The sequence below is a fragment of the Micromonospora coerulea genome (genome assembly GCF_016598485.1).
GTDB classification, from domain to species: Bacteria; Actinomycetota; Actinomycetes; order Mycobacteriales; family Micromonosporaceae; genus Micromonospora; species Micromonospora coerulea.
This window is the reverse complement of record NZ_JAEMUW010000002.1, coordinates 230,278-245,502: the sequence shown is the minus strand read 5'-3', so window position 1 is coordinate 245,502 and position 15,225 is coordinate 230,278. Positions and strand designations below refer to the sequence as shown.

The 15,225-nt window shown below is 72.6% G+C and carries 13 protein-coding genes; 10 read left to right on the top strand and 3 right to left on the bottom strand.

The annotated features are described in order from the left end of the window. The first annotated feature begins 25 nt into the window (after positions 1-25). From I8N68_RS03510 to I8N68_RS03475, 8 genes are all read left to right on the top strand, one after another. The gene (locus tag I8N68_RS03510) at positions 26-4,642 is read left to right on the top strand and encodes a hypothetical protein (protein ID WP_200207479.1); all 4,617 of its coding nucleotides are present in this window, start codon (positions 26-28) and stop codon (positions 4,640-4,642) included. Between the two features lie 36 nt (positions 4,643-4,678). After that, on the top strand, positions 4,679-4,891 hold the full coding sequence (locus I8N68_RS03505) for a hypothetical protein (protein WP_200207477.1): 213 nt from the start codon (positions 4,679-4,681) through the stop codon (positions 4,889-4,891). Positions 4,892-5,133: 242 nt separating this feature from the next. Then, positions 5,134-5,961 carry an ABC transporter ATP-binding protein gene (locus I8N68_RS03500; protein ID WP_200207475.1) on the top strand — a complete coding sequence of 276 codons (828 nt, stop codon included), beginning with the start codon at positions 5,134-5,136 and terminating at the stop codon, positions 5,959-5,961. Further along, the gene (locus I8N68_RS03495) at positions 5,958-6,674 is read left to right on the top strand and encodes an ABC transporter ATP-binding protein (RefSeq protein ID WP_200207473.1); all 717 of its coding nucleotides are present in this window, start codon (positions 5,958-5,960) and stop codon (positions 6,672-6,674) included. The genes I8N68_RS03500 and I8N68_RS03495 overlap by 4 nt, the downstream gene beginning before the upstream one ends. 28 nt (positions 6,675-6,702) lie before the next feature. After that, positions 6,703-7,581: a branched-chain amino acid ABC transporter permease gene (locus tag I8N68_RS03490; protein WP_200207471.1), complete on the top strand. Its 879-nt coding sequence runs from the start codon at positions 6,703-6,705 to the stop codon at positions 7,579-7,581. Continuing rightward, positions 7,578-8,714, top strand: coding sequence for a branched-chain amino acid ABC transporter permease (locus I8N68_RS03485; RefSeq protein WP_200207469.1), 1,137 nt, complete (start codon positions 7,578-7,580; stop codon positions 8,712-8,714). Before I8N68_RS03490 ends, I8N68_RS03485 begins: the two co-directional genes overlap by 4 nt. Before the next feature lie 53 nt (positions 8,715-8,767). Then, the gene (locus tag I8N68_RS03480) at positions 8,768-10,039 is read left to right on the top strand and encodes an ABC transporter substrate-binding protein (RefSeq protein WP_200207467.1); all 1,272 of its coding nucleotides are present in this window, start codon (positions 8,768-8,770) and stop codon (positions 10,037-10,039) included. 174 nt (positions 10,040-10,213) lie between these two features. Beyond that, a complete protein-coding gene (locus I8N68_RS03475; protein ID WP_200207465.1) occupies positions 10,214-10,840 on the top strand; it encodes a TetR/AcrR family transcriptional regulator in 627 nt (208 codons plus the stop codon). A gap of 47 nt (positions 10,841-10,887) precedes the next feature. Here the strand turns inward: I8N68_RS03475 and I8N68_RS03470 are convergent, their stop codons facing one another. Further along, a complete protein-coding gene (locus I8N68_RS03470) occupies positions 10,888-11,316 on the bottom strand; it encodes an SRPBCC family protein (RefSeq protein WP_200207463.1) in 429 nt (142 codons plus the stop codon). Positions 11,317-11,459: 143 nt separating this feature from the next. Next, the gene (locus I8N68_RS03465) at positions 11,460-11,876 is read right to left on the bottom strand and encodes a MarR family winged helix-turn-helix transcriptional regulator (protein ID WP_200207461.1); all 417 of its coding nucleotides are present in this window, start codon (positions 11,874-11,876) and stop codon (positions 11,460-11,462) included. Positions 11,877-11,954: 78 nt separating this feature from the next. Between I8N68_RS03465 and I8N68_RS03460 the strand changes: the two genes are divergently transcribed. Continuing rightward, positions 11,955-13,748 carry an ABC transporter ATP-binding protein gene (locus I8N68_RS03460; RefSeq protein ID WP_443673256.1) on the top strand — a complete coding sequence of 598 codons (1,794 nt, stop codon included), beginning with the start codon at positions 11,955-11,957 and terminating at the stop codon, positions 13,746-13,748. 90 nt (positions 13,749-13,838) lie between these two features. Here the strand turns inward: I8N68_RS03460 and I8N68_RS03455 are convergent, their stop codons facing one another. Next, positions 13,839-14,315, bottom strand: coding sequence for a hypothetical protein (locus tag I8N68_RS03455; protein ID WP_200207450.1), 477 nt, complete (start codon positions 14,313-14,315; stop codon positions 13,839-13,841). Positions 14,316-14,500: 185 nt separating this feature from the next. Here I8N68_RS03455 and I8N68_RS03450 point away from each other — a divergent pair, with 185 nt between their 5' ends. Beyond that, on the top strand, positions 14,501-15,187 hold the full coding sequence (locus I8N68_RS03450; RefSeq protein WP_200207448.1) for a VOC family protein: 687 nt from the start codon (positions 14,501-14,503) through the stop codon (positions 15,185-15,187). Positions 15,188-15,225: the final 38 nt, after the last annotated feature.

Sequence of the window (15,225 nt, the reverse complement as noted above, 5' to 3'; positions counted from 1 at the left end):
GTCGCCAATGTGGCGCTATCGAACGTTGTTCGTCGTACTCCTCCTGGTCGGAGCGCTGCTCGGCGTTCCCGGGCGCGCCGGTGCGGCCCTTGCTCCTCCGCCCAACGACGCCTTCGCCGCCGCCCAGGTCGTCACCGGCACCTCGGGCAGCGTCGACGGCAACATCGCCGGTGCCACCACCGAACCGGGGGAGCCGGGCGGCGACACGGCGCAGCCGTCCATCTGGTACCGCTGGACGGCACCGCAGTCGGGGCTGTACCGGTTCGACGCCACGACGGGCGTCTTCAAACCCGGCATGGCGATCTACACGGGGACCTCGCTCTCCACCCTCCAGCGCCCGGCGACGGACTGGTGCCCGCCGACGGCGTACGACGGCGCGGTCTACGTGCTCCCGGCGGCCGCTGGCACCAGCTACGTCATCTCCCTGACCGGCTACTCCGCCAACGTGGCGCCGGGCGCCACCACCCTGCGGTGGGGTCCGCACGCCCGGCCGGCGAACGACGCCTTCGCCGCCGCGACCGTGGTGACCACCTTGGAACCGGCGCTGGCGGGGGACAACTGCGCCGCGACCGCCGAATCCGGCGAACCGCTGGACGAGTACACCAGCCGGCGGACGGTGTGGTTCTCCTGGACGCCGGGCGTCACCGTCCGGGAGGCGGTGCGCGACGTTCCACAGCATCTCATCGTCACCGTGTACACCGGATCGTCGCCCGGCGCGCTGACCCGGGTCGCCCGCAGCGCCAACGTCCACGGGGAGTACGGCACCGAGTTCACGGCCCAGGTGGGGATCACCTACCGCATCCAGGTGGACAGCCAGGGCAACCCCCCGTTCGGGATCGTCGGCCCGCAGCCGCCATTCCGGGTGTCGATGATCAAGCTCCCACACTGCAACGACGCCTTCTCCTGTGCCACCGGCCTCACGTCCGGGGTGCCGCTTCCGTTGAGCGGCAGCGAACTGACCGACAACATCGGGGCGACCGCCGAGGCGGGGGAGCCGGCGCACGCCGGCTCCCCCGCCAGTCACTCGCTGTGGTGGCAGCTCACGCCGCCGGTGGGAGCGACCGTCACGGTCTCCACGGCCGGGTCGGGCATCGACACCGTCCTCGCCGTCTACACCGGCACGACGGTCGACGCGCTCACCGGGGTGGTCGCGGACGACGACTCGGCGGGCAGCGGCGCCAGCCGGGTGTCGTTCCCCGGCGTTGGCGGTCGGACGTACTTCGTGGCGGTCGACGGTCGGTCCGGCGTCTTCGGGCAGGTGAAGCTCACCTGGCAGCTGGACATCCCGGCACCTCCCAACGACATGTTCGCCGCCGCCATCGTCATCAACGGTGCCCAGGGCAGTTCGAAGTCGTACACCTGGTCGGCCACGAAGGAGGCGGGCGAACCGGCGCATGAGGGGGCCCCGGGCGGACGGTCGGTGTGGTGGCGTTACCGCGCGTCGGCCGCGGGGCGGCTGCACCTCGTGTCGAGCGGCGACTACACCGTGCTGTCGGTCTACCGCGGGTCCACGGTCGGCACGCTGACGCGTGTCACGGGCGCACGGCAGGCCGGGCTGGCGCCGATCGCCCTCGACGTCGACCTCGTCGCCGGAGAGACGTACTCCATCGCGGTCGACGTGACCGACCTCGTCCACGGCCCGGACATCGCCGAGCTGACCTGGTCGCTGTTCCCGCCACGCCCGCCCAACGACTACGTCGCGAACGCGACGCTGATCAGCGGATCGAGCGGCACCGTCGACGGCCACGACGTGGGCGCGACCACGTCCGAGGTGGACGAGCCCCTCGATTCCTCGGTGTTCTACCGCTGGACCGCCCCGTCGAGCGGGCTCTACGTCTTCGACACGATCACCAGCGACTTCGACACCCAGCTGTGGATCTACCGTGGCTGGGGGACCTCCCTGGCACCGCTTCCGCGGGTGACCATCAACGACAACGCGGTCACGCTGCGGGACGACCCCGACGACTTCCGCGGCGTGGTCGGGGCCGACCACACCAGCGCCGCCGGATTCACCGCGGTCGCCGGTCAGGTCTACACCATCCTGCTAGCCGGTCCGGCCACGATGCAGGGCCGCTTCCGGCTGCGCTGGGCGCCGGCCACCTCGTGGCGCCCGCCGAACGACGCCTTCGCCGCCGCGCAGGCCCTCACCGGCGGCTCCGGGTCGGTGAGCGGGCGGCTGGCGGACAGCACTGTCGAGGTCGGCGAGCCGGGTGAGGCGTACGGCTCGATCTGGTACACCTGGACCGCGCCGGCCAGCGGCCCCGTCCGGTTCTGGACCGGCGCCGATCCGGCCCGGCACCCCCTGCTGTCGGTCTACACCGGCAGCACCCTGTCCGCGCTCACCCTGCTGGGCGAGAACGGGTACGGCATCGCCACCCCCGGGTCCCGGCTCGACCTCACGGTGACGGCCGGCACGACGTACCGGATCCGACTGGCCGCCTGGGACGGCTCCTCCGTCCAGTGGCCGGGCACCGCGACGCTGAGGTGGGAACCGCCGCCACCCGCGCCCGCCAACGACGCGTTTGCCGCGGCGACAGCCATCTCGGGTGCCACGGGCAGCGTCGACGGCAACTCGGAATGGGCCACCCGCGAGCCCGCCGAGCCGACGGGCAACGGCTGGCCGGTCGCCTCCGTCTGGTACCGGTGGACCGCGCCGTCCAGCGGCAGCGTGTCCTTCTGGGTCACCGACGGCGAGCTGTATCCAATGGTCGACGTGTACTCCGGCAGTGCCGTGAACGCCTTGACCGTGGCCGAGCAGGTCTCGCCCGGCGACGAGCAGGTCCACCCCGGTGCGCGCGTCACCGTGCGGGTGACAGCTGGAACGATCTACGCGATCCAGGTACAGGGTTCGGACTACGTGAACAGCCGGTTCCGGATGCTCTGGAGCATGCTGCGACCGCCGCACGACGACCTCGCCTCAGCGGCCCCGCTCTCCGGCCGGGCGGGCGTCTCCCCGGCCGGCGACTGGTACGCCACCTCCCTCCGCGCCACCGCCGAGACGGCCGAGCCGCGTCACGACCCGGACCGCGCCCCGGCGGCGACCGTCTGGTTCCGGTGGACGGCACCGGCCTCGGGACCGGTGACCTTCGAGGTCGGCGAGGCCAACACGACGAACATGTTCGCCGTCTACACCGGGACCGGGTACGGATCGCTGACCCAGCTCGGGCGCACCGGGTGGGAGACCTGGCACGACCTGCGGTTCGACGCGGTCGGCGGCACCAGCTACCTGATCGTCGCCGACGGCGGCCCGTACGGGGGCGGCGCCCTGCGACTGCGCTGGTCGCAGTACACCGACCCGACCAGGCCGAGCGGAACCGTCGTCGTCGACGGCGGTGCGAGCGCGACCGCCCAGCGGCTGGTGACGCTGACGCTGAACGCCACCGACAACGCCCGGGTCACCGGCGTACGGGTTTCCAACTCCCCGGCGGTCGACGCCTGGAGCGACCCGAGCGGCAACGGCGGCACCCAGTCGGTGCTCAGGAACGCCGAGGACCTCGACGGCAACCCGGCCGCGGTCGCCTGGTCGCTGACCGATCTCTATCGCGGCGGCACCAACGACGGCGGCACCAAGACGGTGTACGCGCAGTGGCGTGACGAACAGGGAAACTGGTCGCCCGTGGCGAGCGACACCATCGTGGCGAACCTGCCGGCGATCGGGGACACCCTGCCCCCGACCGGCTCGGTGACGATCAACTCCGGAACGTCCTACACGACGAGCACCTCGGTGTCGCTGAGCATGCCGGCGTCGGACACCGGGACGGGCGTCTCGCAGGTGCGCATCTCCAACCGCTCCGACACGTCCGGTGGCCTGCTCACCTACGGCGCGGTCCGCGAGTGGACCGCCACCCCGCAGTCGTGGTCGCTCGCCGACTCCGCCTACGGTGGCTCCACGGCCAACGGGACCCGCTCCGTGTACGTGCAGTTCCGCGACGGGGCCGGCAACTGGTCGCCGGTCCAGTCCGACGCCATCGTGCTGGACACGGTCGCCCCCGCCATCACGGCTCCCGTCGCGGTGCCGGCGACCTCCAGCCAGGTGACCAGCAGCGTGCCGACCCGGGTGACCTGGTCGGCGACGGACGCGACCAGCGGAGTGGCCGCCCACCAGCTCCAGCAGAGCATGGACGGCGGAACATGGACGAGTATCTCCCTCCCGACGGCCCTCACCACCACCGTCGTCCGGACGTTAGCGTCCGGTCACACCTACCGCTTCCGGGCCCGGTCGAGCGACCACGCCGGCCTGTGGAGCGGCTGGCAGTACGGCCCCGTGCTGACACCGGCTCTCTACCAGGAGACCTCCACCTCGTTGACCTGGTCCGGGACCTGGACCCGGACGGCGCTGACCGGCGCCTCCGGCGGCTACGTCCGGTACTCCACCCAGGCCGGCGCACGCGCGACGTTCACCACCAGCACCCGCGCCGTCGGTTGGGTCGCGGTCCGCGGCCCCAGCCGCGGCAAGGCGACCGTGTACGTCGACGGAACCGCGGTGACGACGGTGGACCTGTACGCCTCGACGGTCCAGCCGGCGACGCTGGTCTACGCGTACTCGTGGGCGTCGACCGGCACCCACACCGTCGTCATCTCCGTGGCGGGAACGAGCGGCCGGCCCCGGGTGGACGTCGACGCCATCGTTTCGCTGCGCTGACCAATCCGACGACGCTGGTGGCGAAGCTACGACACGATGACGCACGTCGCCGGAGCGCGTCCCATGCCTGTCGAAAACCTCATTCCCGAGCTGCACGGACTGCTGCGGCTGCCCCGTGACGAGCGCGGCGTGCTGCAACGTCGTCTCGAACGCATCGTGCAGGCACTCCAGGCACGAGCACCAGAGGTCCTCGATGGCGGCCACCGAGCGCTCGCCCGCGTTCTGAAGGCCGGCGACGAGGCGACGTAACGAGTCAGGGCGTGGGCTGACCACCCCTACCCCGGTAGCCACCGAGGGTCGCATCGGCGCCGCTGTGCTCGCCGGCCGGCCGGGTGCGAGCGTCCCGTCGGGACACGCGGACGTCACAGCGTCGTAACGCGTCATTGACGAGCTCCGCTCGAAAGTTACACTCCCGGTGTAATAACCCGCCCCATGCTTCGCCCGAGCCGCCCCGCGCATCCCCCGCCGCCGCGTCTTTGCAAGAGGTGAAGATGAGCCCTCCACCCACCGACGGAATCGACCTGGCCCTGCACCACGTCGGCGTGCGCTTCGGCGGGCTGGTGGCCCTCGACGACGTCTCCCTGCGGGTACCACCCGGCCGGATCGTCGGCGTGATCGGCCCGAACGGCGCCGGGAAGACCACCCTGTTCAACGTGGTCTGCGGGTTCGTCCCGCCCACCAGCGGTGCGCTCACCCTGGACGGCCGGCCGTTCCGTCCCCGCCCGCACCGACTCACCCGCCTCGGCATCGCCCGCACCCTCCAGGGGGTCGGCCTCTTCCCGGGCCTCAGCGTCGTCGAGAACGTCATGGCTGGCGCCACCCACAGCGCCCGGGCCGGCTTCGCCGCCGCCCTGTTCGGCCTGCCGCGCAGCGACCGCGACGAACGGCGGCTGCGGGACGAGGCCCTCGACCTGCTGGCCGAGCTGGGCGTCGCGGCGCACGCGGCGGCGGCCCCCGGCACCCTGCCGTACGCCGTCCGCAAACGCGTCGCCCTCGCCCGCGCCCTGATCGCCCGGCCCCGCCTGCTCCTGCTCGACGAGCCGGCCGGCGGCCTGAGCGCCGAGGACATCGCCGAGCTGGGCGAGCTCGTCACGGCGCTGCCCGACCGGGCGGGCGGCGCCTGCTCGATCATGCTGGTCGAGCACCACATGGACCTGGTGATGTCCGTCTGCCACGAGATCGTGGTGCTCGACTTCGGCCGGGTCATCGCCGCCGGCACGCCCGAACAGGTGCGGGACGACCCGCTGGTGACCGAGGCGTACCTGGGCGCCGACGTACCGGCCGGGGCGACACCGCCCGGCCCGGGGGCCGGATCATGACCGCCATCCTCGAGGTGGAGGCGCTCAGCTCCGGATACGGCCCGGTCCCGGTGCTGCGCGACGTCACGTTCAGCGTGCCCACCGGGAGCATCGCCGCCGTGCTCGGTGCCAACGGCGCCGGCAAGACCACCCTGCTGCGGACCCTGTCCGGCCTGCTCCGCCCCACCGGCGGCCGGGTCCGCTACGACGGCGCGGACCTGCGCGGCGTACGGGTGGAACACCTGGTGCGGCGCGGCCTGGCCCACGTGCCCGAGGGACGCGGCATCGTCGCCGAGCTGACCGTCGAGGAGAACCTGCGCCTCGGCGGCCTGTGGCGCCGGGACCGGGCCGACGCCCGCCGGGCGCAGGACGAGGTGTACCAGCTCTTCGAGCCGCTGGCCCGGCGCCGGCGGCACGCCGGCCACCAGCTCTCCGGCGGGGAACGACAGATGCTCGCCCTCGGGCGGGCGCTGATCGCGCGCCCCCGGCTGCTGCTGCTCGACGAGCCGTCGCTCGGGCTCGCCCCCCGGGTCACCGCGCAGATCATGGCGCTGCTGCGCCGGCTCTGCGACAGCGACGGCCTGACCGTCCTGCTCGTCGAGCAGAACGTCCGCAGCGCCCTCTCCGTCGCCGACCAGGGCGTGGTGATGTCCCTCGGCCGGGTGGTGACGGCCACCCCGGCGGCCCAGCTGCGCGACGACGTCACGCTCCGCCACGCGTACCTCGGGTTCTGACCGCCCGCCACGTAGGAAGGATCCGCGCTTGGACCGGTTCTTGTTCCTCACCTTCGACGGACTGTCCACCGGCGCCGTCTACGCGGCGTTCGCCCTCGCCCTGGTGCTCATCTGGCGGGCGGCCCGTCTGGTCAACTTCGCGCAGGGCGCGATGGCGGTGGCGACCGCCTACGTCGGCTACGCCGTCGTCTCCGTCACCGGCTCCTACTGGCTCGGCCTCGGCGCCGCCGTCCTCGCCGGCCTCGCGCTGGGCGCCCTCGTCGAGCGGGTGCTGATGCGCTTCGTCGGCCACGCCAACCCGCTCAACGACGTCATCGTCGCTCTCGGCCTGGTGCTGCTGATCCAGGCGGTGCTCGGCATCGTCTTCGGCAACGAGTACCGGCCGGCGGCCGCGCCGTTCGACACCGACGCGCTCACCGTCGGCGGGATCGCCGCGATGTCCCCGTACGATCTGTGGGTCCTCGGCGCTGTCCTGGTGGTGGTGGCGCTGCTCGGGCTGCTGTTCACCCGCACGCCCATCGGTCTGCGGATGCGGGCGTCCGCCTTCGCGCCCGAGGTGTCCCGGCTGCTCGGCGTCAACGTCGGCCGGATGCTCACGGTGGGCTGGGCCCTCGCGGCCGCGGTCGGCGCCCTCGCCGGCATGCTGGTCGTCCCCACCGGGCTGGGGCTGCACCCGCACGCGATGGACCTGGTCTTCGTCGTCGCGTTCACCGCCGCGGTGGTCGGTGGCCTGGACAGCCCGGCCGGCGCCGTGGTCGGTGGCCTGCTGGTCGGCCTGATCCTGTCGTACGTCACCGGCTACCTCGGCCCCGACACCACGCCGCTGGCCGTCCTCGTCCTGCTGCTGGCGGTCCTGCTCGTCCGCCCCGGCGGGCTCTTCTCCAGCGTGAGAGCGAGGCACGTGTGACCGCCACCCAACCCGAGGTCGCCCCGGACCCCCGGCCCGCCGCGGCGTCGCCGCTGCGCCGGTTGCTGCCCGGTCCGCCCGGCGCCGCCGGGCCGCGCGGGTCGACGCTGCTGCGCCACCTCGTCCTGGCCGTGCTCGCCGGCACGGCGGTGGTGCTGCTGACCAACCAGTTGCCGCCGTACCAGAACCTGCAGGTCGCCCGAGTCTGCGCGTTCCTCTGCGTCACCGCCGGCTACACCGTCCTGGTCGGGCTCAACGGCCAGCTCTCCCTCGGGCACGGGGCGCTGATGGCGACCGGCGCGTACACGGTCGCCCTGGTGCAGCAGGGCTTCGAGGAGCGGGCGGTGCAGGGCCGCTGGATCCTGCCCCTGTCGCTGCTGCTCGCCGCCGCGGTGACCGCGGTGGCGGGCCTGGTCATCGGGCTGGCCGCCGCCCGGCTGCGCGGGCCGTACCTGGCCGGCGTCACCCTCGCCGTGGCGACCCTGGTGCCGGCGCTCACCACGATCTTCACCGACCTGTTCAACGGCGAGCAGGGGTTGCGGTTCCCGGCGGAGACGCCGCCGGCGTTCCTGGGCGCGTACTTCCAGCCGGAACGCTGGCTGGCCTGGGTCGCGCTGCTCGCCGCGCTGCTGACCATGCTGCTGATGGCGAACCTGGTGCGCAGCCGGTTCGGCCGGTCGCTGCGCGCCGTCCGCGACGACGAGGTGGCCGCCCGGCTGGCCGGCATCCACGTCGCCCGCAACCAGGTGCTCGCCTTCGTGGTGAGCGCCGCCTGCGCCGGCCTCGGCGGCGGCGTGTACGCGGTGCTCACCGCCACCGTCGCGCCGGGCAAGTTCTCCCTCGACCTGTCGCTGTTCCTGCTGATGGCGATCGTGATCGGCGGCCTGGGCAGCCTCGCCGGCGCGGTCTGGGGCGCGGTCCTGCTGGTGGCGCTGCAGGACCTGCCGAGCCTCATCACCGAGACCTTCACCCTGCCGTCGGGCCTGGCCCAGCGGCTGGAGGGCAACCTGGCCCTCGCCGTGTTCGGTCTCATCCTCATCGTCGTCATGCTCGTGGCCCCGGGCGGCCTCCAGGGTGCCGCCCGCACCCTCACCGCACGGCTCCGGCCGGGCCGCCCCGCCACGCGCCGCTGATCCACCCCGGTTCCACCCAACCGTTCGCCCCCGTCGCACCGGAATGGAGAACCATGCATCCCACCGCACGCCGCGCACTCGCGGCCGCCGCCGGCCTCGCGCTGCTGGTCGGCGCATCGGCCTGCGCCAACGACGAACAGCAGGCGGCCGAGAACGTCCCGGGCGTCACCGACACCGAGGTCGTGATCGGTACCCACCAGCCGCTCACCGGTCCCGCCGCGGCCGGCTACTCCAAGATCTCCGCCGCCACCAAGGCGTACTTCGAACACGTCAACAGCAAGGGTGGCGTGAACGGCCGGAAGATCGTCTACAAGGTGATGGACGACGGCTACAACCCGGCGAACACCGACAACGTCGTCCGCAAGCTCGTCCTCGACGACAAGGTCTTCGCGCTCCTCGGCGGCCTCGGCACCCCCACCCACACCAACGTGCTGGAGTTCGTCAAGGCCCAGAAGGTGCCCGACCTCTTCGTCTCCTCCGGCAGCCGGAACTGGAACCAGCCCGACAAGTACCCCACCACCTTCGGCTGGCAGCCCGACTACACCGTCGAGGGCAAGATCCTGGCCACCTACGTCAAGCAGCAGTTCCCCGGTCAGAAGGTCTGCCACTTCGGGCAGAACGACGACTTCGGCCGCGACAGCCTCGCCGGCGTGGAGAAGGTCCTCGGGCCGGTGGTGGCCAAGCAGACCTACACCCCCACCAACCCGCAGGTCGGCCCGGCGATCGGGGCGCTGAAGGCGGCCGGCTGCCAGGTGGTCATCTCGGCGAGCATTCCCGGCTTCACCGCGCTGGCCATGGGCCAGGCCGCCGGCCAGGGCTTCCGGGCGCAGTGGGTGGTGTCCAACGTCGGCGCGGACTACACCACGCTGGCCAAGCAGCTCGGTGACAAGAAGGTGATCCTGGAGGGGATGCTCGCCGACAACTACCTGCCGATGGCGGGCGACACGAGCAACCCGTGGATCCAGGCGTTCACGAAGATCCACCAGCAGTACAACGCGGCCAACCCGATCGACGGCAACGCCGTCTACGGCTACTCGATGGCGTACACCTTCGTGCAGGCGCTGCTGGCGGCGGGCAAGGACCTCACCCGGGAGAAGCTGGTCGACGCGGTGCACAAGGGCGGCTTCAAGGGGCCGGGCCTCACTCCGTTCCGGTACAGCCAGGACGTGCACGCCGGCTACAGCGGCGTACGGATGAACAAGGTCTCGGGCGGCGTGCAGAGCTACTTCGGTCCGACCTGGACCACCGACGACGGCGACGGCGAGGTCAAGGAGTTCACCGAGACGCCGACGGCGCCCCCGGCGGACGCGATCCCGACGACCTGACCGGCGCGACCGCCGGCCACCGGGCCGGCGGGCCAGTGGGAGCCGGGCCGCCACGGCGTTGTGGCGGCCCGGCTCCGCCGGATCGCGGCGGCTTCCGAGGCACCCGGCAGGTGTCGCTACGCTTCCGGTGCCGCTCTCTCCGGCGCCGCCGCCCGTATCGACAGGGGACGTCACATGATCGACCTGGACGACGACGCGCCGACGCGGATGGACGGGCGGGCCGCGCGGGCCGAACGCACCCGCGGCGCGATAGTCGAGGCGCACCTGGCGCTGATCGACGAGGGCGACCTCAAGCCCACCGGGGAGCGCATCGCCGAACGCGCGGGGGTGTCGCTGCGTACCCTGTGGACCAACTTCAAGGACATGGAGACCCTGTACGCCGCGACCGGACAGCGGGTCCGGGAGCGACAGGAGGCGCTGTTCCGCCCGATCCCGCCGGAGTGGCCGCTGGGCCGGCGGATCGCGGAGTTCTGCGCCCAGCGGGTCCAGCTGCTGGAGATGCTGGCGCCCACGGCCCGCGCCTCGGCGCTGCGCGAGCCGTTCTCGCCCCAGTTGCGGCGCAACCGTGGGGGCGCCATCGGCCGGGCGCGCGGCGAGATCGAGCTGGTCTTCGGCCCGGAGCTGGCGCAGGCGGGGGAGGGGCGCGAGCAGCTGCTCGACGCGCTGACGGTGGCGAGCACCTGGGCGGCCTGGTCGATGATGCGCGACGCGATGGGCCTCGACGCCGAGGCGGCGCGGGCCATCCTGGCCCGGACTCTCGGCGCGCTCCTCGTCGACGCCATCGCCGCCGGCCTGCGTTGACCGGCGGTCGACGAGTTCAGTCGGTGGCGGCGCTCAATGGCGGAACCTCAGCGCTCGGCGAGCTGCTTGACTGTGCCCAACACCTGCGCCCAGTTGGCCTCGGAATGCGTTCGTTCCTCCTCGCTCCCCGCATTGCTCTGGCTGATGGTCAGCTCGGTGCCACCCTCGGCCGGCGTCAGGGCGAAGGTCACCGTGTGGTAGTTCTCCGGGAGGTCGGGCTGGCCGCTCAGCGGGCTGTAGTGGGTGAATCGGAGCAGCTTGTCCGGCTCGAAGGTGACGATCTCTCCCTTGTCCTGAAAGGACTTCCCGTTCCACTCGCCGCTGAAGGTGATGGGGCTGCCGGCCCGCCAGTCCGTCTCGACCTTTGCGCCGAAGAATGCCTGACTCAGCAGTTCAGGATCGGTCAGCACCGCCCACACCCCCGCCGGCTCCGCATTGATGACCCCGCTCGTCGTTGCCGTCAACTTCTGCGCCACGTGCCTCTCCTTTCTCTCGCGATCTGAACAGTCCTGCCCGTTCCACTACTCTTTCAACCCGAGCAGCATGCGACGGACACGCCGGCAGGCCGGGCGGTCGGCAAGAGCGCTGCATATTTCCGTGACGGGTCGGGTGCGGCCGGTCAGTCGCGCAGCGTGCGCAGGATGCGGGCCAGGTCGGCCCGGTCGGTCTCGCCGAGGTCGCCGAAGAAGCGTTCCGCCTCGGCGTCCCGAGCCGCGCGGATGGCGGTGCCGACCCGGGTGCCCTCGGCGGTCGGCGCGACCAGGGTCGCGCGCCGGTCCTCGGGGTCGGGGCGGCGCTCGACCAGGCCGCGCTCCTGGAGCCCGTCGACCACCTCGGTGGTGGAGCGGGGCGCGATGTGCAGGTGCTCGGCGAGCGCACTGAGCCGCATCGGGCCGTGTCGCAGCAGCACCGCGAGGGCCCGGGCGTGCCCGGGGTTGATCTCCCAGGGTTCGAGGGTGCGGCGGGACTGGTGGCGCAGCCGGCGGGCCACCGCCCAGAACAGCTCGGCCAGGCTCTCCTCGTCGTCGCCGGTCACCGGAATACGGTAGCAGCACTTCCTGTTGTTCCCTCATGATGAGGTAACCTCAGTATGTCGACAGGAAGTGAATATCCCTTGGAAGCACCCCGTACCGGCCGCGGCGGCGGCCCCCGCACCGTCAGCGCCGCCGAGAAGGCGCAGGCCCGCCAGGTGTCGCTGCGTCGGGTCGGCCGACTCTTCGCCGCACACCGCCGTCCGCTGGCCGTCGTCGTGGCGATCATCGTGGCGTCGTCCGTCATCGCGATGGCGACGCCGTTCCTGCTCCGTACCGTGATCGACCGGGCCCTGCCCGAGCGCGACCTGACCCTGCTGGTCTGGCTGGTCCTCGGCATGGTCGCCGTCGCGGCGGTGACCTCGGTGCTCGGCGTCGTGCAGACCTGGATCTCCACCCGGGTCGGGCAGGAGGTCATGCACCGGCTGCGCACCGACGTCTTCGCCCACCTGCACCGCCAGTCGATCGCCTACTTCACCCGCACCCGCACCGGCGAGGTGCAGTCCCGGATCACCAACGACATCGGCGGCATGCAGACCGTCGTCACCTCCACCGCCACCTCGATCGCGGCCAACCTCACCACCGTCGTGGCCACCGCCGTCGCCATGGTGGCGCTGAGCTGGCGCCTCTCCCTGGTCTCGCTGGTGGTGCTGCCCCCGGCGATCTGGCTGACCCGCCGGGTGGCCCGGATGCGCCGGGAAATCACCGCGCGGCGGCAGCGCGAGCTGGCCGACCTCAACGTGACCATCGAGGAGGGGCTGTCGATCAGCGGCGTGCAGCTCAGCAAGACCCTCGGCGCCGGGCCCAAGCTGGTCGAGCGGTTCACCGCCTCCTCGGCCCGGCTGGTCGACCTGGAACTCCGCTCCGAGCTGGCCGGCCGCTGGCGGATGGCCGCGATGAGCGTGATCTTCGCCGCCATCCCGGCGGTCATCTACCTCAGCGCCGGCCTGCCGGCCACCGCCGGCACCCTGAGCATCGGCACCCTGGTCGCCTTCACCGCGCTGCAGGGCGGGCTGTTCCGGCCGCTGATGGGACTGCTCAACGTGGGCGTCTCGCTGACCGCCTCGCTGGCCCTGTTCGCCCGGATCTTCGAATACCTGGACCTGCCGGTCGAGGTGGGCGACCCGGCCCGACCCGTCGAGATCGACCCGACCCGGGTCCGCGGCCACCTGCGGTTCGAGGACGTCACCTTCAGCTACCCGGGCAGCGACACCGCCGCCGTGGCCGGCGTCAGCCTGGACGTCCCGGCCGGCACCAGCCTGGCGCTGGTGGGAGAGACCGGCTCCGGCAAGAGCACCCTCGCCGCGCTGATCACCCGGTTCCACGACCCGGCCGCCGGCCGGGTCACCATCGACGGCGTCGACCTGCGCGACCTGCGCCTGGCCGACCTGGCCGCGGTGGTGGGCGTGGTCAGCCAGGAGACCTACCTGCTGCACACCACCGTGCGGGAGAACCTGCGGTACGCCCGGCCGGAGGCCACCGACGCCGAGATCGAGGCCGCGGCCCGCGCCGCCCAGATCCACGACCTGATCGCCGCCCTTCCCGACGGGTACGACACGGTCGTCGGCTCCCGCGGCCACCGCTTCTCCGGCGGCGAGAAGCAGCGCCTGGCGATCGCCCGGACGCTGCTGCGCGACCCGCGGATCCTGGTGCTGGACGAGGCGACCAGCGCGCTGGACACCGAGACCGAGCGCGCCGTGCAGCGGGCCTTCGACGCGCTGTCGGAGGGTCGCACCGTGGTAACCATCGCGCACCGGCTCTCCACCGTGCGCGACGCCGACCAGATCGCCGTCATCGACCACGGCCGGATCGTCGAGTCCGGCACCCACCAGAGCCTGCTGGAACGGGCCGGCCGGTATGCGGCGCTGGCCGCCTGACCAGGCCGCCCCGATCCGGCGCCGTCCCGACCGCCGGCCGGGCAGCGCCTACCCCCACCGTCTCGACCGCCGGGCCGGGCGGCCCCCGGGCTACGGACTGAGCGCGGCGGCGCGGACGCGCGGGTCCGCCAGGGCGCGCGCCATCGCGGCCAGCATCCCGCTGGCGCAGAGGTCGGGCGCGCCGACCAGGAACTCCTCGCGCTCCATCCACTCGACCCGCTCGATGCCGGGCTGGTCCAGCAGCGCCTGGTCCAGCGTGCGCGCGGCGTCGTCGTCGTAGCACGACCGGGCCTCGTCGCCGAGCCACAGCCCCCAGTGGAACGGGCCCATGACGTTCGGGCCGCTGTCCGTCTCGTCGTAGATCTCCAGCCACCGGTCGCGAGACTGCGCCGGCGTGACACCGAGCGCATTCGCCTCGACGAGGTCCCGGACCGTCAGTGGCTCCATGCCGTGCTCGGTGACCGGCAACGCCAGGCCGGCCAGCTCGTCGTCGTGCTCCGTACACGAGCAGTTGGGCCGCTGCGGCGGCGTCCAGTCGTCGCTGTCATGTCGGTCGATGAGGGCCATGGCGGGATCGTACGGGCGCTGCGTGATCCCGTGGGGGCGCCAAGACGCCCGGCAGCCCACGGTCCGGCGAACATCGGATCATCGTCATGGCCGGCGAGGCCAGCCGAGGTGGCCGACGGAACAACGCTCGGAAAACCCGATCTGCAAAACGTGAGTTGCAGCTCCACCGTCGGTAGAGTGGCGGGGTGCATAACGGAGTGCAGGCTCAGGTGCCGGTGCTGTACGTGGCGGACGCCGACGCTGCGCAGCAGTTCTACCAGCTCTTCGGCTACTCCGAGCACCGCTCCGGCGGCGACGGCGAGTCGCGCTGGTCGTACCTGCAGTGCGGTGACCTGACCCTGCTGCTCGCGGCGGTGAAGCCGCGCCTGTTCACCGTCGAGCTGCCGCTGCTCATCTACCTCTACGTCGACGACCTGGAGGCGACGCGGGAGCGGCTGACCACGGCCGGGCACGCCGTCGAGCGGGCCGGCTACCCCGAACACGCCCCCGGCGGGGAGTGCCGGACCACCGACCCGGACGGCAACGTGGTGCTCTTCGGGCAGCGCCGGGCAGTCCCCGAGCAGGCCCGTGTCGAGCGGACCGGCGGCGAGCCGCGCTTCTCGCTGATCCGCGAGGCCGCCGAGGCGGTCAGCCGCCGGGGCGGCGCGCCGGAGCGCTGCCAAATCGGCGGCCCGCGTGGCGAGCCGTGCCCGGAGCCGGCCGAGGTCAAGCTCGCCGACGGGTGGGGCGACACCGTGTGGGGCTGCATGGCGCACGCCGACGAGGCGCTGCTCAACGCCCGCGGCGCCTTCCTGGCCACCGAGGACAGCAGGGGCCTCGGCGCGTTCCTCCAGGCCCGCCAGCCCCAGCCGGACCGGGCCGGACAGGGCTGACGGCCGCTCAGTACATCGCGGCGCAGGCGATGAGCGCC